The sequence below is a fragment of the Actinosynnema sp. CS-041913 genome (assembly GCF_050942485.1).
Lineage (GTDB): Bacteria > Actinomycetota > Actinomycetes > Mycobacteriales > Pseudonocardiaceae > Actinosynnema.
Window position 1 is genome coordinate 7,067,950 of the sequence record NZ_CP192037.1, and the last position, 20,946, is coordinate 7,088,895.

Sequence of the window (20,946 nt, forward strand, 5' to 3'; positions counted from 1 at the left end):
GTCCTGCCAGTAGCCGTACATCGGCGCTCTCCATTTGCCGCCGAGGGCGACTCCCACCGCCTCGCCCGAGCCATAGCCGGCGTCGGAGGTGGTCGAGTGACTTAAGGGCTGTGATCAGGACGAACAGTGGCGAAACCCTCGGCCCACTGGTCCACGTCGACAACATACCTGTCGAGTAGGAAGCAGTTCGGCTCGTCGGAGAAACCGGGCATGCTCCTCGCGTGCTCGATTCGCTCGCGGGCACGGCGCTCCGTCGAGTACACGCCCAGGATCTTCAGATCGTCGCCGGCTTCCTCCGACCAGACCAGCTCACCGTCCTGACCGACATGCTCGACCGGACCGTCGGGGTTCGCGGCATGCCGAACGTGCCAGAGAAGGAAGACCTCCACCCACACGACTCTAGGACGTCGAGGGAGACCTCACTGGCACGCCACAGGTCGTCCGTGCTCGGCGCGGGTGGGCGGACCCGATCGCCGAGTCCCGCAGATGCTGCACCGCACGCGTCCACTTCACCCGGCCATCCTCGCTCACGCGGGCCGGAACCCGCTGCCGAACAGGCAGTCGGTTAGCCTTTGCGGGTGCCCGCCTCGGACAGGGTGCGCCGCCCCTAGCGGCGGCGCGAAACCCCAGCACATAGCTTCGCGCTCCGCCGCATCAGCGAGTCCTCGCCGGTGTGGCTGTTCGGGCTGCCCGGCTCCGCCCATGCGTTCCGGAGCCTTTCATGCACAACTCTCCCCTTCCTGACGCCGGTCGCCCGGATCGGGTGAACCGCCGCGTCCTCGTCCCGATGGCTGTCCTGCTGTCCTCGTTGTCCTTCCCGCTCACCATCACCGGCGCCTCGGTGGCGCTGCCGGGGCTCGCCGACGACCTGAACGCGTCGCCGACCGGCGCGCAATGGGTCGTCACCGGCTACAACCTGTGCTTCGCCGCGTTCCTCGCCTTCGGCGGTTCGCTCGCGGACCTGTTCGGCAAGCGGCGGCTGTACGTCGTGGGGGTTTCGGCGTTCCTCGTCGGGAGTGTGTTGTGCTCCTTCGCGGGGGACGTCGGGGTCCTGGTTGCGGCTCGGCTGCTGGCCGGGGTCGGCGCCGCGGTCGCCACGGCGGCCGGGCAGTCCCTGCTCGCCGCGACGTTCGACGGCCCGGCCCGCGCCCGCGTGTTCGGGGCGTTGGGCACCGTCCTCGGCATCGGGCTGACCTTCGGGCCGACGGTTTCCGGCTTCCTCGTCGACGCGGTCGGGTGGCGGGCCGTGTTCGGGGTTCCCGCGGTGCTCGCCGGTCTCGTGCTCTTGTTGTGTCCCTTCCTGCCCGCTGTGCCGGGTATCGGCGGCAAGCAGGTCGACTGGGCCGGTGGATTTCTGTTCACGGTCGGGCTTGGGGCGCTCATCTCGGTGTCCGTCGAAGGCCCTGTGCTCGGTCTGGCGCATCCGGTGGTGCTCGGCGCGGTGGTTCTGGTGGTCGTCAGCGCGGTCGGGTTTGTGCGGGTCGAGCGTCGTCGGTGTGCGCCGATGTTCGACCTCGCGCTCCTCGGCGATCGGTCGTTCCTCGGGTACTCGCTGGTCGCGGCCACGATGATGGGGCTGCTCGTCCCGCTGCTCGTCTACCTGCCGTCGTACTTCATCGACGTCGTCGGTCTCGACCCGGCTCAGGCCGGGCTGTGGATGCTGATGCTCACCCTGCCGTCCGTCCTGCTCCCCGCTCTCGGGGCGGCGATCGCCCGCCGGTCGCCGCGGCTGCTGTCGGTCGGCGCGATCCTGGTGACCACGGCCGGTGTGGCAGGGCTTGTCACGATCGGCCCGGAGGCCACACCGTGGACGCTCCTGGCACCGCTGCTGCTGACCGGCACGGGGATCGGTGTCACCACCGGCGTCATCGACGGGTTGGCGATCTCCAGTGCGCCCACCGCCCAAGCGGGCACGGCCGCGGGTCTGTTCAACACCGCACGTCTCGCCACGGAGACCGTCACGCTGGCGGCGGTCGGGTCCGCGTTGGCGTTCCTCGGCGGCGGTCACCTCGCTGGAGGGGGCTTCACCGACGCGCTGCGGACCGTGGTCATCGCGTTGGGCTGCTTCGGTCTGCTCACCGCGGCCGGTGCGCACGTGCTGTTGCGGCGGGAGGTCGTCGCGGCGCGGTGACGTCCTACAGCCGGCCGGTCCGCAGCCGGCCGCCTACAGCCAGCCGTTGTCGTGGGCGGTCAGGTAGGCCTCGCTGCGGCCGGCCGCGCCCAGCTTCGCCACGGCCGCCGACAGGTAGTTGCGCACGGTGCCCGCAGACAGGTGGGTTTTGCGGGCGATGACGGCGACCGGGGTGTCGTACTCGGACAGTCTGAGCACTTCCAGCTCCCGGGGCGTCAACGGGCACGGCGGCGTGGTCAGGGCGTCCGCCGCCAGCGCCGGGTCCACGTAGCGACCGCCCGCGTGGACCCGGCGGATCACGTCGGCCAAGGTGCCGCCGGGCGAGCCCTTCGGCAGGAACCCCTTGGCGCCGGTGGACAGCGCGCGTTGCAGGTGTGGCGGTTTGCCGCGACCCGTCAGGATCACCACCGCGCACGTCGGCAGGGACCTGGCCAGCTCCGCCGTCACCTCGAAGCCGTCCAGCAGCGGCATCTGGAGGTCCACCACCGCCACGTCCGGCTGGTGGGCCAGCGCCTCCGACACCGCCGCGCGGCCGTCCGCCGCCTGGGCCACGACCTCCAGGTCGGGTTCCAGGCCGAGCAGCGCGGCCACCGCGACGCGGATCAGCTCCTCGTCGTCGGCCAGCAGCACGCGTATCACGTCCGCACGGTCGCCACCAGCGTGAACACCCCGCCCTCCTCCCCTGTGCGCAGCGTCCCTCCCGCACCGACCAGTCGCTCGGCGAGGCCGTCCAACCCGGACCCCCGGCCGGCGACGCCCGGCGCGCCGTCGTTGGCCACGGTCAGGCGGACCAGGTCCGGTTCGAGTGCCACGTCGATCGTGCACCACCGGGCCCGGCTGTGTCGCAGCACGTTCGTGCCCGCCTCCCGCAACGCCCACGACAGCTCACGCGCCGCCGTCGGCAATGACGGTGGGACCGACACCGTGCACCGGACGCCCGACGACGTCAACACCTGCTCGATCGCGGAGGCCTGCTCCGCCAAGTCCACCGCTCGATAACCGTGCACCGCCTCCCTCAGATCCGCCAACGCCGACGCCGCCAACACCCGCACCTCGCCAGCCTCCTCGCCGGCCCGCGCACCGTCCAGTGTGGCCAGTCGCTCGGCGAGTTCAGCTTTCAGCGCGATCACCGTCAGCCGGTGCCCCAGCAGGTCGTGCACGTCGCGCGCGAACCTCAGCCGCTCCTCGATCACGGCCAGCCGCGCCCGCGCCTCACGTCCGTCCTGCACCTGCACCAGCAGGTCCCACAGCCACACCGGCAGCACGTGCACCAGCGCCAAACCGACCCCGACACCACCGGTGATCAGCAAGGCGCGCAACGGATCGCCCGCCAGCACCACGGCCACCGCCACGACGCCCAGCACGACCGCCCACCACCGCCGCACCAGCACGGGCGCGGTGCCGACCAGCGACGCCCCGACCCACGCCCACGTCTCCCACCGGCCGGCCGCGACCGGCGCGAGCAGCGGCACGGTCAGCAGCGACGCCACCGCGAACGCCACCAGCCACGGCCCACGCGCGACCGGCGACACGGCCGCGTACAGGACGCCGGCGTGCGCCGCGGCGAACAGCACCACGCCGATCGCGCCCAGCACCACCCACTCGGTCCGGGACTCCAGCAGCACGCCGATCCCCGGCCCGACCAGGCTGGTCGACCACGCCATGCCCACGGACGCCAACGTGAGCAGCCGCGCCCGCCGCATCATGCGCGGTGCCGCCACATCACCAGGGCCATGCACGGCAGCATCAGCAGGTGGCCGGCGGCCATCAGGAACGAGCCGGACACCCACCCGGCCCAGAACGGGCCGAGGAGCACCAGGAACGGCACGTACATCGCCGCGCCCATCTCCACCACCTCCCGCCACGGGTGGCGGCGGAACCACATCCACAGCGACATCCCGATGGTCATGTTCGTGGCCATCACCAGCGCACCGACGTCCGCCCGGTCCGGCAGGTCCACCGCGAGCCCCCACACCGGGTCGAGCGCGACCATGCCGACGACCATCGCGACCAGCATCCCCAAGAAGTGCCTCACCATGCGAGCGACACCCCCACGAACGTGTCGACCACGACGCAGCCGAGCGCGTACCAGGGCGGCACGACCAGCCGTGCGCGATAGTGGAAGAGGTCCCACGCGGCGTGCGCCAGCCAACCCGCCGCCACCACGTACCGGCCGACGTCGGGGGCGAGCAGCAACGCGCCGACCGCCACCGAGCCGAACACGACCACGCCGACGGCCTGGGCCGCCAGCACGCGCGGCCGTCGTGCGAAGCCGCGCACGAGGCCGATCACCAGGTATGCCAACGCGCACGCGGGCAGGCCCCACGTGCCGAAACCGGTCCAGTCGCCGTTGTCGTCGGCGACGATCAGGAATCCCAGCGCGGCCGACACCGGCAGGGAGATGAGTGCGGAACGTGTCATGGGACCAAACTGCGGCCCGCGACGCGCAACTCCCACCTGCGCGGTGTCACGGAAAACCCGTGCGGATCGCATGGCCGGCTCGGGACGACGGTGCGCTATGCGCCTGGCCGGCATCCGGGTGATCGGCGTTTGATCACTCGCAACGCGACCGCATCACGTCCTACCGTCGCCACAAGAAGTGACGGGGAGGGCGGATGGCGCTCAGCGCGCACTCGTGGCGGCAGGTCCAGCGGCTCGCCGGGGAGTCCGTGGCCCGGAGGTTGCCGGGCGCGGAGCCGGGCCGGCGGCGGGTGCTGAGCGCGCTGGCGTCGCACACGGCCGTCGGGTGGCGGTTGTTCGTGCACCGCGACCAGGGCCGCCGCGATCGGGCGGACGCCGTCCTGGTCGGGTCCGGTGGCGTGTTCGCGGTCGTCGTCGGGGAGTCGGTGGACGGTCCGGCGGTCGTCCGGCACGTCGAGGGCCGGCTCGCCGGCGTCCGGGGGCCGAAGGGGCAGGTGTTGGCGCGCAGCGCGATCCACTACGTCCTCGTGGGCTCGACGCGGGCCGCCGAGCCGTTCCTCACCTTGGCCGAGGGCGAGGTGGAACGCCTGTTCCGCCGCGACCCCCACCTGGACCGCCGGCACGTCGACGCCGTCGCGCAGCAGGTCGCCGCACGGCTCGCCGACTACCCCGAGCTACGGGTCTCCGCGCCGGAACGGTCCCCGGAGCCCGTCGGTCTGCTGGCCGCGGAGGATGTGGCCGGCGACCAGCTCGCGGCGGCCCAGGAACGGCCGTTCGAGACGTGGCTGACGTTCCTGCACCCGCACCAGCAGGCCGTGGCGACCCGCCGGTACGGCGGTCCGGCGCGGATCAGCGGGCCGGCCGGGACCGGCAAGACGGTGGTCGCGCTGCACCGGCTGCGCAACCTCGCCCGGCGGTCGACCGGGCCGTTGCTGTTCACCACGTTCGTGCGGACGCTGCCGCGCGTGCACCAGGCGGCGTTCCACCGGCTCGCCCCGGAGTCGGCGCACCGGGTCGAGTTCACCAACCTGCACTCGTGGGTGCGGGACTTCCTGGCGGCTCGGGACCGGCGGGTCGTGGTGGACGCCCGTCAGGCGCGCACCCTGTTCAGCCGCGCCTGGCTGGCGCACCGGCCTGCGCTGGAGGAGCTGGAGCCCTCGCCGGGCTACTGGCAGACCGAGATCGACCGCGTGATCAAGGGCCGGGGGCTGCGGACCCTCCAGGAGTACTTGGCGGTGGTCCGGCGGGGACGCCGGGTGCGGCTGGACGCCGGCCAGAAGGAGAAGGTCTGGCGGCTGTACGAGACCTACGAGCGGTTCCTGCGCGACAAGGGCGTGCGCGACCACAACGACCTGATCACCGTCGCGCTGGAGGAAATCCGCCGGGAACGGCCGGAGCCCCGGTACGAGGCCGTCGTGGTGGACGAGGTGCAGGACATCACGCTGACCGGGCTGCGGCTGCTGCGCGAGCTGGCGGGCGACGAGGCGGACCGGCTGCTGCTGGTCGGCGACGGCCAGCAGCAGGTGTACGCGGGCGGCTGGCGGCTGTCCGACGCGGGCATCCCGATCCAGGGGCGCGGCGAGGTGCTGCGGGTGAACTACCGCAACCGGGAACGGGTGCTCGACTTCGCCCGGCGGTTCGACGCCAACAACACCGTGGACGACCTCGACGGCGCGGCCGGTGTCACGCTGCGGCAGGCCGAGACGGTCGCGACCGGCGGCCGGACGCACACCTGGACCGGTCCGGGACGGGACCTGCCGGCGGCGTTGGCGGCGGCCGTGCGCGGGCTGCCGGTGCCGGCCGGGCAGGCGGCGGTGATCACGTTCACCAAGCCCGAGGCCCAGCGCTGCGCCTCGGCGCTGACCGACGCGGGCATCCCGATCCAACGGCTGGAGGACTTCACCGGCGAGGCGGACGACCGCCTCAAGATCGGCACCGTGCACCGGGCGAAGGGGCTGGACTTCCAGGGCGTGCTGGTCGTCGAGACGCCGGCGCCCGGCGTGGAGCCGGACGAGCTGCGGGTCCGGCAGCGCCTGGTCGCGGCCACCCGTGCGCGGGACTACCTGTGGTGGGCCGAGGTGCGGGACTGAGCGGTCGGTAGGTTGCGCGGTGTGGCGGGTGACGTGGTGGTGGAGATCTACACCGACGGGGCGTGCAGCGGGAACCCCGGTCCGGGCGGGTGGGGGGCCGTGCTGCGGTACGGGAAGCACGAGAAGGACCTGTACGGGGGCGATGCCGGCCCCACCACCAACAACCGGATGGAGCTGATGGCGCCCATCCAGGCGTTGGAGAGCCTCACCCGGCCGTCCGTGGTGCGGATCTACACGGACAGCACGTACGTCCGCAACGGGATCATGTCGTGGCTCGCGCGGTGGAAGGCCAACGGGTGGCTGACCAGCGCCAAGCAGCCGGTGAAGAACGCAGACCTGTGGCGGCGGCTGGACGAGGCCGCCGCGCCGCACCAGGTGGAGTGGCACTGGGTCAAGGGGCACGCCGGGCACGTGGACAACGAGCGGGCCGACCAGCTCGCGGTCCGGGGCGTCAGGGAAGTCGCCGGCCGCTGACCCGCCTGGGCGCAACGCCGAGTGGCGGCCCGCACCGGGGCCGCCACTCGAAACCGGACGTTCACCGCACCGCGAGCCGATCTCCGGCCCGACCGGCTACCTGATCCGCTCGCAGTCGTCTCCCCGCACCCACAGGGAACCCTCCGCCCATCCCTCCCCGCAGCGGAACTGCCGGCCGCCGCTGCCGGCGAGGGTGAAGCCCTCCAGCACGCCCCACTGCTCGGTGCCGCAGTCGTACCCGAACACCGTGGTGCCGTCCACCTCCAACGAGTGACACTTGATCGTGTCGGAACGGTCGGCGCTCGCCGTCGGCGCGGCCGTGGCCACCCCCGGCAGCAGGGCGACGAGCACCGCCCCGATCCCGACCGCCCAGGCCCACCCGATGCGTCCCCTCGTGTTCCCCATGGTTCCTCCCCGTTTCTCCGCCGGGCACTCGAACGGCGCCCGGACGCGACGCCCGCCCGACGGGCAGGACCACCCCGCACCCCGGCCGGTCCCGGAATCGGTTCCGGGCCCCCGCTGCCGGCGGATCGGGGATTCGTCCACGTCGCCACCACAGGGCAACACGGCGTGCCCGCCGCGGAAAGGCGTCCGCGACGGGATCGACCCGACGGGGCAGTCGAACCGCCCGACCGCGCACGCCTTTGACACGTGGGCAGTTCCGGGTCCGGGGTCGCTACAGCCAGCCGTTGTCCTGCGCGGTCGTGAAGGCGTCGGAGCGGCCGGACGCGCCGAGTTTCGTCACGGCCGCCGACAGGTAGTTGCGCACGGTGCCGCCGGCCAATCCCATCCGGCGGGCGATCTCGGCCACCGGCGTGTCGTGCTGGGCCTGCCGCAGCACCTCCAGCTCCCGCGGCGTGAGCGGGCAGGTGGGCGGCAGGAGCGCGGTCGCCGACACCGCCGGGTCGAGGTACCGGCCGCCCGCGTGCACCCGCCGGATCACGTCGGCCAGCGCCCCGGCCGGCGATCCCTTGGGCAGCAGGCCCTTCACCCCGGTCGCCAGCGCGCGGTACGGGTGGGGCGCCTTGCCGTGGCCGGTCAGCACCACCACCGCGCACGACGGCAGCACGCGACCCAGCTCGGCGGTCACCGCGAAGCCGTCCAGGCCGGGCATCACCAGGTCCACGACCGCCACGTCCGGCCGGTGGGCCAGCGCGGCGGCCACCGCGGACGGCCCGTCCGCGGCCAGCACGACGACCTCCAGGTCCAGTTCCAGGCCCAGCAGCGACGCCAGCGCCACCCGCACGAGGTCCTCGTCGTCGGCCACCAGCACCCGGATCACGCCGGCCTCCTCCCGGGCCGGGAGGGACCGGACCGGGTCGATGGTGCATCACCAGGCGCGGGAAGCGAACCGCTAACTCATGACGGTTGCCAGCCGGCGCATGCCCTCGGCGATCTCGGCGACGGTGTTCGTGGTGAACGACAGCCGCAGGGTGGCCCGGTTGGGGGTGGTGGCGTAGAACGGCGCGCCGGGCACGAACGCCACGTCCTCCGCGAGCGCCTTGGGCAGCACCTCGGCGGTGTCGACGCCGTCGGGCAGGGTCAGCCACACGAACATCCCGCCGTCCGGGTCGCTCCACCGCGTGCCGTCCGGGACGGTCGCGGGCAGCGCGGCGATCATCGCGTCCCGGCGTTCCCGGTAGGCCTCGCGCAGCGAGTGGACGTGCGCGGACAGGTCGTGCGAGGACAGGTACGCGGCGGCTGCCGCCTGGTCGATCGTGGACGTGTGCAGGTCCGCCGCCTGCTTGACGATCACCAGCGTGCGCAGCAGCCCGGCGGGCGCGCGCAGCCAGCCCAGCCGCAGGCCGGGCGCGCCGATCTTGGAGAAGCTGCCCAGGTGCAGCACCTTCGGGCTCATCGACGCCAGCGCGGGCAGCTCGTCGCCCCGGTAGCGCAGCTCGCTGTACGGGTCGTCCTCCACCACCCACAGGTCGTGCCGGTCGGCGAGCGCGGCGATCTCGGCCCGCCGCGCCGCGGCCAGCGTGCGGCCGGTGGGGTTGGCGAACGTCGGCACGAGGTAGAGCAGTTCGGGCCGCTCGCGGGTGATCACGTCGGCCAGCGCGGCGGGGTCCATGCCGTGCTCGTCGCCCGCCACCGGCACGATCCGCGCGCCCGCGAGCCGGAACGCCTGCAACGCCGCCAGGTAGGTCGGCTCCTCCACGGCCACCACGGAACCGGGCTCCAGCAGGGCCGTCACGACGAGCGTCAGCGCCTGCTGCGAGCCGGTGGTGACGAGCAGGTCGGCCGCCGCGGTGGGCAGACCGCGCGCGGTCATCCGGCCCGCCACGTGCGCGCGCAGGTCCGGGTCGCCCTCGGTGGGCGCGTACTGGAGGGACCGCCGGGACAGCGCCCGGTCGAACGCGGCGCGCAGGCCGTCGAGGTCGAACAGCTCGGGCGCGGGCAGGCCGCCGGCGAACGAGATGACCTCGGGACGGGCGGTGAGGGCGAGCAGGTCGCGCACGGGCGAGCTGCCGACGTCGCTGATGCGGGGCATGGGATTCCTCGGGTCGCTCAGGAGCGGACTGCACGCGGTCGTGCCACGCGGGAAGCGGGTCGCACTGGGGTCGAGGCGCCGAAATACACCCTACCGGGTGACATCGCAGCGCCGTTGACAGCGTTTATTCCGACCCGGCTATATTGCCGGTATGACATCTACGTTCGCGGTGCTCGCCGATCCGCACCGGAGGGAGATCCTCGACGTGCTGCGCGCGGGCGAGCGGCCGGTCAACGACCTGGTGGACTGGCTGGCGCTGACCCAGCCGACGGTGTCCAAGCACCTCAAGGTGCTGCGCGAAGCCGGGCTGGTGGAGGTGCGGCGGGACGCGCAGCGGCGCTGGTACCGGCTGCGGACGGAGCCGCTGGCCGAGGTCGACGCCTGGCTCGCGCCCTACCGGCGGATGTGGGAACGCAGCCTGGACGCCCTGGAACAGCGACTGGACGGGATGGACGGATGAGCGCCGAACTGCGACGGATCGACGGCAGGCCCGTGCTGCGCTTCGAGCGGCTGCTGCGGCACTCCCCCGCCAAGGTGTGGCGGGCGGTGACCGAGCCGGCGGAGCTGAAGCACTGGTTCCCGGCCGAGGTGGAGATCGACGGCAAGGCCATGCGGTTCGCCTTCCCGGACTCCGCGAGCGACGGCGAGGTGCTGGAGCTGGACCCGCCCAGGGTGTTCGCGTTCCGCTGGAACACCGACGTGCTCCGGTTCGAACTCCTGCCGCACGACGAGGGCTGCCTGCTGGTCTTCACGCACGTGCTGGGCGCGGAGCACTCGGCGGGCCGCACGGCGGCGGGCTGGGACACCTGCCTCGCCGCGCTGGAGGCGAGGCTCGCGGACCGCCCGTTCGAGCAGCCCACCGCGTGGCTGGGTCCGATGGAGCGCTACGTCCGCCGGTTCGGCCTGGACGAGGGCCGCGTCGACGGCCGTGACGTGCGGTTCGTGCGCGACCTGGTGTGGAAGCCCCTGGACGAGGTGTGGGAACTGTTCACCGGAGGCGCGGCCGGCCTGCCCGCCAGGGCGGCGAACCCGCACGTCCCGCCGGGCCCCGTGACGGCGGTCGAGCCGCCCCGGCTGCTGGAGTTCGACTCACCGACCGGCCGGGTGCGCTGGGAGTTCCGGCACGACCCCGAGCAGGGCACCACGGTGGAACTCACGCACACCGTCGAGGACCCGGCGTTCGTCCCGACCGCGCTGGCCGCGTGGCACGTGCACCTGGAGCGGTTCTTCGCGGCCACGTTCGGCGAGACCGACCGCCCGTGGCCGGCGGAACGGGTGGCGGAGCTGACCGAGCGCTACGGTAGCTGAGCGTCCAGCCGGGCCAGGTGGTCGCGGCCGTACGCGCCGTTCTCCAAGTCGTCGAGCAGCACGCCGGGCAGGTCGGCGGTGATCCGCGTGGACGTGGACGCGGCGGCCAGCGCGACGGTAGCGACCGTGTCCACGTCGCCGGTGAACGCGACGCAGGCGCGCAGGATCGCGCTCAGCGAGTCGTGCGCCGCCAACGCGGTCAGCGCGGCCCGCACGCTCATCACGCCCTTCGAGCCGACCTTGCCCTCCCACGGCCGCGACCACACCGCCGATCCGAGCCGGTCCGCGAGCCACCCGCCGATCTCGGCGACCGGGCCGAGCGAGAAGCGGCAGTAGTGCACGGCGAGCGCGGCGGCCGACGCCGAGGCGACGCCGTCCGGCGTGTCGTGCGTGACGCGGGCCTGGACCGCCGTGTGGTGCAGCACCTCGTCCACGGTCGGCAGCAGCCCGAGCGGCGCCGCGCGCATCGCCGCGCCGCTCTTGTCGCTGTCCGGCCGGATGCGGGCCAGGAACTCCTCTCCCGTGCGGACCTCCCGGAGGAACGCCTGGAAGCCCCGCGCGTACCCGTCGCGCGGGTCGCGGTGGAACGCGTCCACGAACCGGTCGGCGATCGCTTCCGGCGTCCACGGGCCGCCGTCGACCATCAACTCGGCCAGCGCCAGCGTCATCTGCGTGTCGTCGGTGTACGCACCGGGCACGATGCCCGAGTGCGTAGGGTGGCGGACGTAGCCCTGAAGCGTGTTGTGTGCCGCGACGAAGCGGCGTTCGGCGTATTCGAAGCCCGCTCCGTACGCGTCCCCGACCGCGAGTTCGACCAACATGGACGACATCATCGCCGCACGCCCGGCCATCCGCGCCGGCGGGCATTGATTCGGATGGCCGAATCAATGCCTCCGGCAGGCTCCCGGCCATTCACGCGCACTACTTCGGTCAACGACCGATTCCGCTGGCAGCGGGTGTCCCACCAGGACCGGAACCCACTCTAACGTGGCACTATAACCAGTTCGGTATATCCCATTTAACACATTTGGGTGGTACGACTTTTCGTGACCAAAGACACCCTGTGCGCGAGTAATCGCGTGTCTTTCGGAAACGAGGAACCTTGCGAATCACCAGGTTGATCCCTGCGCTCGCAGCCGCACTGCTCTCGATGATCGCCCTCGTCCCGTCCGCGTCGGCCGCACCGGCCGCGGACGGCGGCGTGACGCCGTACATCATCGGCGGCGGCTACGCGTCGAACGCCCCCTGGGCGGCTCGACTGTTCTCCAACGGCCGGCAGACGTGCTCGGCGACCATCATCGCCCCCACGTGGATCCTGACCGCCCGGCACTGCGTCAGCGGCGGCGGGCTGTCGTTCCGGATCGGCAGCCTCGACCAGACCACCGGCGGCACGATGGCCAACGGCACGCGGACCGTGACCCACTCGTCCGACCTCGCCCTGGTCCAGCTCGACAAGTCGGTCTCCGGCACCTACGCCCAGCTCGCCTCCACCTCGCCCGGCGCGGGCACCTCCGTGCAGGTCTACGGCTGGGGCGCCACGTCCCGCTGTGGTTCGGAGATCAACTGCCAGTCGCGCCTGCTGAAGGTCGCGAACGTCACGGTGTCCGGCTCGTGCACCGACGCCTACGGCGGCAGCGCGATCTGCGCCCGTCGCGGCAACGGCATCACGGCCGGCGGCGACTCGGGCGGCCCGATGATGTCGGGCGGCCTGCAGATCGGCGTCGCGTCCACCAGTGACCGGCAGACCACCACCGCGTACACCAACGTGACGCGGTACCGCTCCTGGATCCAGTCCGTCGCCGGGGTCTGATCCCCCACCCGGACGGCCTGCCCGCGCGACCTCGGCGGCGAATCCCGGTCGCGCGGGCAGGCTTTTTTCGTGCGTCCCGCCGGTGTCAGGTGCGGCGACGGCGGCTCACCAGCACGAGCAGCGAGGTGCCCGCCACCAGGAGCAGGCCGCCGATCACGACCACCCAGCCGACGTTCGCGCCGGTCTCGGCGAGGTCGCCGCTGCCGCCGTCCACGTGGCTGGTCGTGGTCGGGGCGGTGCCGGAGGTCGCGGAGCCGGTCGACTCGCTCGTCGTCGTCGGCTGAGTCGGCTCCGTCGTCGTCCCGGTCGTCGGGCCCGTCGTGGTCGGTTCCGACGTCGTGGTGGTGGTCGTGGTGGTCGTCGTGGGAGCGGCGCAGCCCGGCAGGTCGCCGTTGAACGGGTAGGCGTGGATCTCCTGGCCGTTGTTGGCCGGGCCGCCGTGGGTCAGCGAGCCGGTCGTGAAGAAGCGGCCGTTGGTGCCCGGCACGGTCACCGTGGTCATGCTCGACGGGTTGCCCACCAGCACGCTGCCCTGGAACTGGGCGGTGCCGCCGAGCGTCACCGCGGTCGCGTCCGGGAAGTTCCACAGCAGGCGCTCGCGCAACTGGTTGAGCGGGCCCTCGTCGGTCAGCTCACCGGTGTAGGTGATGATCTGCCGCGCCGCGCCGACCAGGTTGACCAGCACCGTCGCGCCGGCCGGGATACCCGCGAACTCGATGCCCTGCTGCGCGCCGTTCGGCCCGGCGATGTCGAAGTCCACGGTGAACACCTGGATCGCCGACGTGCCGTCACCGGTGAACAGCGTCCGATGCCCCTCGTTGACGGCCGTGCCGGTCGCGACCGCCGCTTGGTAGCACCGGCTCGCGGTGGTCAACTGCGGCGCCAGCCCGGCGTACGGGTCGAACGCGTCCGGGTCCGGGCGGTCGGTCCCGGTGATGTTGCCGGTCAGAGGTCCGGCGTGGTGCACGGCGCCGCCCTCGGCGAGCAGGGTCTGCTGCGGCGCGATGGTCACCGCGCCGCCCGTGACGAGGAAGTCCGACCCGGCCGGCGGCGGCACCCGCGAGCCCACGCCGACGATGCCGATGTTGTAGGTGGACGCCACGCCGGCCGCTTTGTTCTGGTCGAACGACCCGCCCACGACCACCCGCCCCTCGGCCTCCACCGCCGCGTGGCGGACCAGGTAGTCGCCGCCGACGAAGATGTTGACCGCGTCGTCCCGCCCCGCGAAGTCGCCGTTGTGCACGGGCGGGAACTTGCCGGGGCACTGCGGGCCGACGCACGGACCGAGACCGCCGGGCAGCGGGTCGGCCACGCCGATCCCCTGGAGCGCGACGGCAGCGACCAGCGCCGCCGCGCCGACGACACCGAGCAGGTGTGTGCGGGACATGCGGTCGATGCTGTGTGCGGCGATCGACCCGCGCGCGGGGAAACGCCGCCGGCTACCCCCACGGGGAAGCAGAACCGCTCGACGGGGTGAAGCACCGGCTCACCGCCGGCGCGAGGCCGTCCGACGTGCCCCGGACCGGCCAACCCGCCGGCCGGTCCGCAGATCCCGTTCCGGTCACCCGCTCCCCGCCGGCGGCTCGCCGAACTCCGCCCGCACCCCGAGCAGCCGCACGGCCCGCGTCAGCTCGAACTTCGCCAGCGCCGCCAGCGCGCCGCGCTCGATCGCGTCGACCTCACCGCTCGGCTCGGGCAGCGTCACGCTCCGCGTGTAGGTGAAGAACGGCACGAACCGCACCTTCACCGCCACCCGCACGGCGGCCCGCCCCTCCGCCCGCACGTCCTCCGCCACCCGCCGGGCCAGCACCAGCACCTGCTCCCGGATCTCGTCGGGCGAAGCCAGGTCCTGCTGGAACGTCGTCTCCCGCCCCCGCGACCGCGCCACCCACGGCGTCGCGCTGACCTCGGTGTCCCCCGCGCCCAGCGCGAGCCGGTGGAAGTACGGCCCGGTCGCGGGGCCGAAGCGCTTCGCCAGCTCCGCCGGGTCGGACCGCGCCAGGTCCGCCACCGTGCGGATGCCCAGGTCGGCGAGCTTCGCCGAAGTCCGGCTCCCGATCCCCCACAGCGCGTCCACCGGCCTGCCGGCCATCACCTCGACCCAGTTGTCCCTGGTCAGACGGTAGATCCCGGCGGGCTTGGCGAAGCCGGTGGCGAGTTTCGCGCGCAGCTTGTTGTCCCCGATCCCGACCGAGCACGACAGCCCGGTCTGCTCCTGGACGGTCGAGCGCACCAGCGCCGCCAACGCCTCCGGGTCGTCGGTCCGCGCGCCGAGGAACGCCTCGTCCCACCCGATCACCTCGACCACCACGGGCAGCCCGCGCAGCACCGCCATCACGTGCTCGGACACCGCCTCGTACGCGGGCCCGTCGGACGGCAGGAACACCGCGTCCGGGCACCGCCGGGCCGCCACCCGCAACGGCATCCCGGAGTGCACGCCGAACTCGCGGGCCTCGTAGGACGCCGTCGCCACCACGGCACGCCGCGTCGGGTCGCCGTTCCCGCCGACGACCACCGGCCTGCCCCGCAACTCGGGCCGGCGCGCGATCTCGACCGCCGCGATGAACTGGTCGAGGTCCACGTGCAGGACCCAGTCCTGTTCGGACACGTCCACCAGTATCCGCGTGCCATGCTGGCCGCGTGACGCCGGAAGAACTCGCCCACCTGCGGCGGGCCCGCGACCTGATGGACCGGGAGCACGCCGAGCCGCTGAACGTCCCGGCGATGGCACGCGCGGCGCTCATGTCGCCCTCGCACTTCGCCCGGCAGTTCAAGATCGCGTACGGCGAGACGCCCTACAACTACCTGATGACCCGCCGCGTCGAACGCGCCAAAGCGCTGCTGCGACGCGGCGACCTCAGCGTCACCGAGGTGTGCATGGCGGTCGGCTGCACCTCGCTCGGCTCGTTCAGCACCCGGTTCGCCGAACTGGTCGGCGAGTCGCCCAGCGCCTACCGGGCCCGCGACCACTCGGCGACCGCACCGGTGCCCGCGTGCTGGGCGAAGGCCGTGTCCCGACCGAGCAGATTTCGAGAAGCCCCGCTCTGACCAGCGCAGATAGGTTCCCCGTCATGACCATCAAGCTTTCCCACACGTTCATCCAGGTGCACGACCAGGACGAGGCGCTGAAGTTCTACCGGGACGTGGTCGGCCTGGAACCGCGCACCGACGCGCCCTTCGAGGAGTGGCGCTGGCTCACCGTCAGCCCGCCGGCCCAGCCGGAAGTCCAGATCGTGCTGTGCAACCCGATCATGGCCCGGTCGCCCGAGGACGCCGAGGTGGTGCGGGGCCTGCTCGCCAAGGGCGCGCTGGACGGCGTGATCTTCCAGGTGGACGACCTCGACGGCACGTTCGAGCGGATTCGCGCGGCCGGCGCCGAGGTCGTCCAGGAGCCCGTGGACCAGCCCTACGGCGTGCGGGACTGCGGGTTCCGCGACCCGTCGGGCAACCAGATCAGGTTCTCGTCGGTCAAGGCCTGACGGATGCGCGGGGGCTGCCTCCCGTGCCACGATCAAGAACGTGGAAGGCAGCCCCCGCGACCGCGACGACACCGGCCGAGCCCGCAACGCCCGCCCGCGCGACGGCTTGGGCCGTCCGCTGCCTTACGGCGCGCCGGGCGTCGAACGCCAACCCGAGGGTGTGCCGCGCACCCCCGCCGAGTCGTTGGCCGAGGCACAGCGCCTGTTGGACGACGGCAAGCCGTTCCACGCGCACGAGGTGCTGGAAGACGCCTGGAAGACCGCGCCCGAGTCGGAACGCGAGCTGTGGCGGGGCTTGGCGCAACTCGCGGTGGGCTTGACCCACCTGGCACGCGGCAACGCGAGGGGCGCGAAGAGCCTGTTGGCCCGCGGGGCGCGCAACATCGAGCCGTACCGCGCCGCACGGCCGCACGGCGTGGACGTGGCCGGCCTGGTGGCGTGGGCGGGCACGGTGACCCCCGCTCCACCCCGGCTCACCGACGGCAAGTAGCACGAATTGGGCCGAATGCCTGCTTGGAGGCTGTGGCAGCGGGGTAGAGACAGGACACCTACTCCCTAGGAGGCTCCTGTGTTGGCGATCATCGCCGCGGTGATATTCGGGCTCGCCCTCCTGCTGGACCTGGCCAACGCGTCGCTGGGTTCCGTCATCGACGGAAGCACGCTTCTCCTGGCAGGTCTGCTGTGCGTGGCCCTGCACTTGGCGGGTGTCGGCGCCGGCGCACGCTCGTTCTCCTTCCGCCGCCGCCGGTAGTGCACCCGGATTCCTGAAGCAACGCGCCCACCGCAGCGGGTCCACCGCCGCGGTGGGCGCGTTGCCGGAAAAGCCCCGGACGCTCTCGGCTTCGCCGGCACCCGCCCGTTATGCTCCGCCGGTGATCAGGGTGCTGCGCGACTTCTCGACCGGTGTCGGCCTGCTGGCCAAGGGGTTCGGGCTGGTGTTCCGGTCGCCGAAGCTGCTGCTGATCGGCGCGATCCCGGCGCTCATCACGACCGTGCTGCTGATCGGCAGCCTGGTCGCGCTGGGTGTGTGGATCGACGACATCGCCGCCTGGGCCACGCCGTTCGCCGACGACTGGAACGAAACCCTCCGCACCACCACGAGGTTCGCCGCCGGTGTGTCGATCATCGGCGCGTACCTGGCCGTGGGGCTGCTGTTGTTCTCCGCCATCACGTTGGTCATCGGCGGGCCGTTCTACGAGCACATCGCGGAGACCATCGAGGACGAGCACCTCGGCGGTGTGCCGGAGGCCCAGCGGGTGAGCTGGGCGCGGTCGGCCGGAGTCGGTATCCGGGACGCGGTCCTGTTGGTGGGGTTGGCGATCCTGTGCGCGATCCCGCTGTTCCTCGCCGGGTTCATCCCCGTGGTGGGGCAGACGGTCGTGCCGGTGATCGCGGTCTGCGTCAACGCCACGCTGCTCGGCATCGAGTTGACCGGCATCCCGTTCACCCGGCGCGGGCTCAAGCTCGGGGTCCGGCGTCGGGTGCTGCGCAAGCGCCGGGCCGTGACGCTCGGGTTCGCCGTGCCGACCTACCTGCTGTGCCTCATCCCGTTGGCGGCGCTGGTGGTCTTCCCGGCGGCGATGGCAGGCGGCACGATCCTCGCGCACCGCCTGCTCCACGACGACATCAGGTGAACGGCACCCACGCCTGCTGTGCCAGGCCGTCGATCCGGGTCGCCTGAACGCCCGCCGCCGACACGGTCCACAGGTCGTCGCCGATGACGAGCGCCCGCCGCACGCCGGCGTCGTAGGCAGGCGCGGCGGTGTGCTGGACCGTGCCGAGTGACGTGAAAGTGTTGTCCCGCAAGCGGAGCACCAGCACCCCACCGGACGGGGGCGTGGTCGGCTTCTCCGCGGTCGGGTACGTCATCACGGGCAGCACCAACAGGTCGCGGGCCGGCCAGTACAGGAACGCGTGCGCGTCGTACTCGACCTCCGAGTTCCCGCCGGGGACGTGGTGACCGGCGATCCGGGTCGGCGCGGCGGGGTCGGCGACGTCGAACAGCGACACCTGCGTGCCCAGCGCCCGGCCCTGGTCGGTGGCCTCCTGGCCGACGCCGATCAGCTTCCGGTCGCCCGCCGGGTGCAGGTACGCCGAGTACCCGGTGATCTTCAGCTCGCCGACCTTGCGCGGCTTCGCCGGGTCGGACAAGTCCAAGGTGTACAAGGGATCCGTCTGCCGGAACGTCACCACGTAACCGAGCGGCCCGACGAACCGCACGCTGTAGATCCGCTCGCCGACACCCAACCCGTCGATCCTGCCGACCTCCACCAGCTTGGCGCCGTCGCGCTTGAGCACCGTGACCGCGCTCTGCGACGCGGGCGGCTGCTCCGGGATGCCCGGCGCGTTGAACGCGGTCGTCGCGATCCGCAGGTGGCCCTGGTGCTCCGACAGCGAGTACTGGTTCAGCGGTGTGCCCGTGACCTGGCCGGACGCCACGTGCTTCGGCGGGCCGGGCTGGGAGATGTCGAACTGGTGGATCGCGGTGGTGGTCGGCGGCGCGGGCATCCGGCGCAGGTTCGGCACCAGGTGGTGGTCGTCGGCGATGTAGAGCGAGGTCTCCGTGCCGTAGACGGTGTCGCCGTCCGCGACGATCGACACCGCGTCACCCGTGCCGAGGTCGCCGGGGAAGTCGAAGGTCAGCACGGACAGCATGGACGTCGCCGAGTGCTGCTCGGGGTGGCTGACCCGGTCGCACGCCACCAGCGTGCCGTCCGTCCGCGACCCGTCCTCACCGGTCAGCTCGTAGTGCGGCAGCCACGACTCGATGGGCGCGGTGGCGACGAGTTCGCGGTTGTGGATCAGGGATTCCGCCTCGGACCGGCCGTCCGCCGGGTACACCCACGGCAGCCGTGGCCCGGAGTGCACGACGACGCGCACCACGCCGCCGATCTGCCGCGCGTCGACGTACCGGCCGTCGACCTTCAGCGAGCCGACCACCTTCGGCGTGTCCTTCAGGTCGACCAGGGTCAGCGTCGCGCCGCTCTCGGGTGCGAACTCACCGGGCAGGAAGCCCCGGTCCTCCAGGATCATGTTCGACCCGGCGATGACCAGCGCGCGGTCCTCGTGCAGCAGCAACTGGGACGCGAACCCGGCGGGCATGTCGAGCGTGCCGGTGAGCTTGCGCGACGCGACGTCCACCACGCGCAGCTTGCCGTCGGCGACCGTCACGATCCGCTTGCCGTCGGTCTTCACCAGGTCGGGCTCGTCCACACCGGCCTCGTGCACGTTGGTCTTGGAGTGCTCCGGCGCGGCCTGGTCGAAGGCTGCCGACGGAGCGGATTTGGGCACGGCGGCCGTGGCCTCCCGCCCGTCCGCCTCGGCCATCATCGTGATGTTCCCGCGGCCCAGCCCGTACACGCCGACGTGCGGCGCCACCGCCGCACGCAACTCCGCCAGCGCGGCATCACACGTGTCGAAGGCGACCAGTTCCACCGGCACGTTCTGCGCCGGCGGGAGGGCACGCACGTCGAACACCGCCGGCACCGCCGAGGCCGCGCTCACCACTGCCACCAGGGCGGCCCCGCCGAGCAGCGCCGCCCGCCTACCCCAGGTCCATCGCGTCATGCCCCCAGGACGGACCCGACCGGGTGACGCGTTGCGTGCGGCGACGAATCAGTGGCCCCCGTAGGCCGATCGGACGCTCTCCCGAGGACGTGATTGACTCGTTCCCGGACTGCTACCGATCGCTAGGAGACTGAAGATGACCAAGCCCGTGGTCGAACCGCACAACGGTCCGGCGCCCGCGGACCTGCTGGTCGAGGACATCACCGTCGGCGACGGCCCCGAGGCCCAGAACGGTCAGACGGTGCACGTGCACTACGTCGGCGTGGGGCACTCCACCGGCGAGCAGTTCGACGCCTCCTGGGACCGGGGCGAGGCGTTCAGCTTCCCGCTCGGCGGCGGCCGGGTCATCGCGGGCTGGGACCGCGGCGTGGCGGGCATGAAGGTCGGCGGCCGGCGCAGGCTGGTCATCCCGCCGCACCTGGGCTACGGCGACCGCGGCGCGGGCGGCGTGATCAAGCCCGGCGAGACGCTGATCTTCGTGGTGGACCTGCTGGACGTGAACTAGCCCACTCGCGCCCGGTTCCGGCCGCTGCTCCGTTCAGAGCATTTGACGGCCGGCCGGAACCGGGCCGTTCACCACTGCGTCATCCTGGAGTGGACCACCGACCGGCGTGATCAAGGGGGAAGTCGCCGTGCCCGAGGACATCGGCTCGTCCGAGCGGATGCTCGAACAGTGGCAGACGAACATCGAGCAGAAGGCCGAGCGCTACCAGCAGATGGCCGAGCGCGTGCAGGGCCTGTCCATCACCGAGGCGTCGAAGGACGGCCTGGTCCGGCTCACCATCGGCTCGAACGGCATCCTCACCAACCTGGAGATCGCGGAAGCGGCCGGCGGCAAGCGGATGGCCGAGGTGTCGGCCGAGGTGATGCGCACCCTGCAACGAGCGCAGTCCCGCATCCCGGAACTGCTGCAACAGGCCATGACCGAGACCATCGGCACCCAGGACGAGACGGCCAACGTCCTGTTCAACGAGGCCAAGAAGAACTTCCCCGCGCCGCCGCAGGACGACCCGCCGGCACCGCCGGTGAACCGCGAGATCCGCTTCGGCATCGAGGACGACCACCAGCCACCACCGCCGCCCCCTCCGCCGCCGACCACGCGCAGGCCACCCGCCCGCAGGCCGGATGACGAGGACGACTTCGGCGGGCAGTCCTTCCTGTCGTGACCGGGT

General features: G+C 72.4%; 25 protein-coding genes. 13 read left to right on the forward strand and 12 right to left on the reverse strand.

The window, feature by feature from the left end; genetic code table 11:
• Positions 1-101 precede the first annotated feature (101 nt).
• A complete protein-coding gene (locus ACQPZF_RS31600; RefSeq protein WP_433263214.1) occupies positions 102-389 on the reverse strand; it encodes a hypothetical protein in 288 nt (95 codons plus the stop codon).
• A gap of 398 nt (positions 390-787) precedes the next feature.
• On the opposite strand from ACQPZF_RS31600, the gene ACQPZF_RS31605 reads away from it, so the two are divergent.
• Positions 788-2,131, forward strand: coding sequence for an MFS transporter (locus ACQPZF_RS31605; protein ID WP_433263216.1), 1,344 nt, complete (start codon positions 788-790; stop codon positions 2,129-2,131).
• A gap of 33 nt (positions 2,132-2,164) precedes the next feature.
• Here ACQPZF_RS31605 and ACQPZF_RS31610 read toward each other — a convergent pair whose 3' ends face one another.
• Genes ACQPZF_RS31610 through ACQPZF_RS31625 form a run of 4 tightly spaced genes read right to left on the reverse strand, consistent with a single transcriptional unit; the run spans position 2,165 to position 4,552 of the window.
• Positions 2,165-2,770 (reverse strand): response regulator transcription factor, encoded by a 606-nt coding sequence (locus ACQPZF_RS31610; RefSeq protein WP_433263218.1) that lies wholly within the window; start codon positions 2,768-2,770, stop codon positions 2,165-2,167.
• On the reverse strand, positions 2,767-3,852 hold the full coding sequence (locus ACQPZF_RS31615; RefSeq protein WP_433263220.1) for a sensor histidine kinase: 1,086 nt from the start codon (positions 3,850-3,852) through the stop codon (positions 2,767-2,769). Before ACQPZF_RS31615 ends, ACQPZF_RS31610 begins: the two co-directional genes overlap by 4 nt.
• Positions 3,834-4,169, reverse strand: coding sequence for a hypothetical protein (locus ACQPZF_RS31620; RefSeq protein WP_433263222.1), 336 nt, complete (start codon positions 4,167-4,169; stop codon positions 3,834-3,836). The genes ACQPZF_RS31615 and ACQPZF_RS31620 overlap by 19 nt, the downstream gene beginning before the upstream one ends.
• On the reverse strand, positions 4,163-4,552 hold the full coding sequence (locus ACQPZF_RS31625; RefSeq protein ID WP_433263224.1) for a hypothetical protein: 390 nt from the start codon (positions 4,550-4,552) through the stop codon (positions 4,163-4,165). The genes ACQPZF_RS31620 and ACQPZF_RS31625 overlap by 7 nt, the downstream gene beginning before the upstream one ends.
• Positions 4,553-4,746: 194 nt before the next feature.
• On the opposite strand from ACQPZF_RS31625, the gene ACQPZF_RS31630 reads away from it, so the two are divergent.
• Positions 4,747-6,642 (forward strand): UvrD-helicase domain-containing protein, encoded by a 1,896-nt coding sequence (locus ACQPZF_RS31630; RefSeq protein ID WP_433263226.1) that lies wholly within the window; start codon positions 4,747-4,749, stop codon positions 6,640-6,642.
• 33 nt (positions 6,643-6,675) lie between these two features.
• Positions 6,676-7,116, forward strand: a complete 441-nt coding sequence (gene rnhA / locus ACQPZF_RS31635; protein ID WP_433274778.1) for a ribonuclease HI — start codon at positions 6,676-6,678, stop codon at positions 7,114-7,116.
• Between the two features lie 96 nt (positions 7,117-7,212).
• Here the strand turns inward: rnhA and ACQPZF_RS31640 are convergent, their stop codons facing one another.
• The 3 genes from ACQPZF_RS31640 to ACQPZF_RS31650 all read right to left on the reverse strand — a co-directional run bounded on the left by ACQPZF_RS31640 (position 7,213) and on the right by ACQPZF_RS31650 (position 9,610).
• Positions 7,213-7,521, reverse strand: a complete 309-nt coding sequence (locus ACQPZF_RS31640; protein WP_433263228.1) for a hypothetical protein — start codon at positions 7,519-7,521, stop codon at positions 7,213-7,215.
• 271 nt (positions 7,522-7,792) lie between these two features.
• Positions 7,793-8,398, reverse strand: coding sequence for a response regulator transcription factor (locus tag ACQPZF_RS31645; RefSeq protein ID WP_433263230.1), 606 nt, complete (start codon positions 8,396-8,398; stop codon positions 7,793-7,795).
• A gap of 72 nt (positions 8,399-8,470) precedes the next feature.
• A complete protein-coding gene (locus ACQPZF_RS31650; RefSeq protein WP_433263232.1) occupies positions 8,471-9,610 on the reverse strand; it encodes a PLP-dependent aminotransferase family protein in 1,140 nt (379 codons plus the stop codon).
• A gap of 151 nt (positions 9,611-9,761) precedes the next feature.
• On the opposite strand from ACQPZF_RS31650, the gene ACQPZF_RS31655 reads away from it, so the two are divergent.
• A complete protein-coding gene (locus ACQPZF_RS31655; protein WP_433263234.1) occupies positions 9,762-10,070 on the forward strand; it encodes an ArsR/SmtB family transcription factor in 309 nt (102 codons plus the stop codon).
• Positions 10,067-10,918, forward strand: a complete 852-nt coding sequence (locus tag ACQPZF_RS31660; RefSeq protein ID WP_433263236.1) for an SRPBCC family protein — start codon at positions 10,067-10,069, stop codon at positions 10,916-10,918. Before ACQPZF_RS31655 ends, ACQPZF_RS31660 begins: the two co-directional genes overlap by 4 nt.
• On the opposite strand, the gene ACQPZF_RS31665 is transcribed toward ACQPZF_RS31660, so the two are convergent.
• Positions 10,906-11,739: an ADP-ribosylglycohydrolase family protein gene (locus tag ACQPZF_RS31665; protein ID WP_433263238.1), complete on the reverse strand. Its 834-nt coding sequence runs from the start codon at positions 11,737-11,739 to the stop codon at positions 10,906-10,908. The two genes, ACQPZF_RS31660 and ACQPZF_RS31665, sit on opposite strands and share 13 nt — an antisense overlap.
• Positions 11,740-12,020: 281 nt before the next feature.
• Between ACQPZF_RS31665 and ACQPZF_RS31670 the strand changes: the two genes are divergently transcribed.
• Positions 12,021-12,728 (forward strand): S1 family peptidase, encoded by a 708-nt coding sequence (locus ACQPZF_RS31670; protein WP_433263240.1) that lies wholly within the window; start codon positions 12,021-12,023, stop codon positions 12,726-12,728.
• 85 nt (positions 12,729-12,813) lie between these two features.
• On the opposite strand, the gene ACQPZF_RS31675 is transcribed toward ACQPZF_RS31670, so the two are convergent.
• Positions 12,814-14,115 (reverse strand): choice-of-anchor A family protein, encoded by a 1,302-nt coding sequence (locus tag ACQPZF_RS31675; protein WP_433263242.1) that lies wholly within the window; start codon positions 14,113-14,115, stop codon positions 12,814-12,816.
• Positions 14,116-14,289: 174 nt separating this feature from the next.
• On the reverse strand, positions 14,290-15,336 hold the full coding sequence (locus ACQPZF_RS31680) for a DNA polymerase IV (protein ID WP_433263244.1): 1,047 nt from the start codon (positions 15,334-15,336) through the stop codon (positions 14,290-14,292).
• A 32-nt stretch (positions 15,337-15,368) separates the two neighbouring features.
• Here ACQPZF_RS31680 and ACQPZF_RS31685 point away from each other — a divergent pair, with 32 nt between their 5' ends.
• From ACQPZF_RS31685 to ACQPZF_RS31705, 5 genes are all read left to right on the forward strand, one after another.
• A complete protein-coding gene (locus ACQPZF_RS31685; RefSeq protein ID WP_433263246.1) occupies positions 15,369-15,776 on the forward strand; it encodes a helix-turn-helix transcriptional regulator in 408 nt (135 codons plus the stop codon).
• Between the two features lie 23 nt (positions 15,777-15,799).
• On the forward strand, positions 15,800-16,207 hold the full coding sequence (locus ACQPZF_RS31690; protein WP_433263248.1) for a VOC family protein: 408 nt from the start codon (positions 15,800-15,802) through the stop codon (positions 16,205-16,207).
• Positions 16,208-16,247: 40 nt separating this feature from the next.
• A complete protein-coding gene (locus ACQPZF_RS31695; protein ID WP_433263250.1) occupies positions 16,248-16,697 on the forward strand; it encodes a DUF309 domain-containing protein in 450 nt (149 codons plus the stop codon).
• A 78-nt stretch (positions 16,698-16,775) separates the two neighbouring features.
• Positions 16,776-16,958 carry a hypothetical protein gene (locus ACQPZF_RS31700; protein WP_433263252.1) on the forward strand — a complete coding sequence of 61 codons (183 nt, stop codon included), beginning with the start codon at positions 16,776-16,778 and terminating at the stop codon, positions 16,956-16,958.
• A gap of 130 nt (positions 16,959-17,088) precedes the next feature.
• Complete coding sequence (locus ACQPZF_RS31705; protein ID WP_433274780.1) at positions 17,089-17,841, forward strand: EI24 domain-containing protein; 753 nt, start codon at positions 17,089-17,091, stop codon at positions 17,839-17,841.
• On the opposite strand, the gene ACQPZF_RS31710 is transcribed toward ACQPZF_RS31705, so the two are convergent.
• Positions 17,834-19,774 (reverse strand): beta-propeller domain-containing protein, encoded by a 1,941-nt coding sequence (locus ACQPZF_RS31710; RefSeq protein ID WP_433263254.1) that lies wholly within the window; start codon positions 19,772-19,774, stop codon positions 17,834-17,836. The genes ACQPZF_RS31705 and ACQPZF_RS31710 overlap by 8 nt on opposite strands.
• A 136-nt stretch (positions 19,775-19,910) precedes the next feature.
• Here ACQPZF_RS31710 and ACQPZF_RS31715 point away from each other — a divergent pair, with 136 nt between their 5' ends.
• Positions 19,911-20,279 (forward strand): FKBP-type peptidyl-prolyl cis-trans isomerase, encoded by a 369-nt coding sequence (locus ACQPZF_RS31715; protein ID WP_433263257.1) that lies wholly within the window; start codon positions 19,911-19,913, stop codon positions 20,277-20,279.
• A gap of 127 nt (positions 20,280-20,406) precedes the next feature.
• Complete coding sequence (locus ACQPZF_RS31720; protein WP_433274782.1) at positions 20,407-20,940, forward strand: YbaB/EbfC family nucleoid-associated protein; 534 nt, start codon at positions 20,407-20,409, stop codon at positions 20,938-20,940.
• The last annotated feature ends 6 nt before the right edge of the window (positions 20,941-20,946 follow it).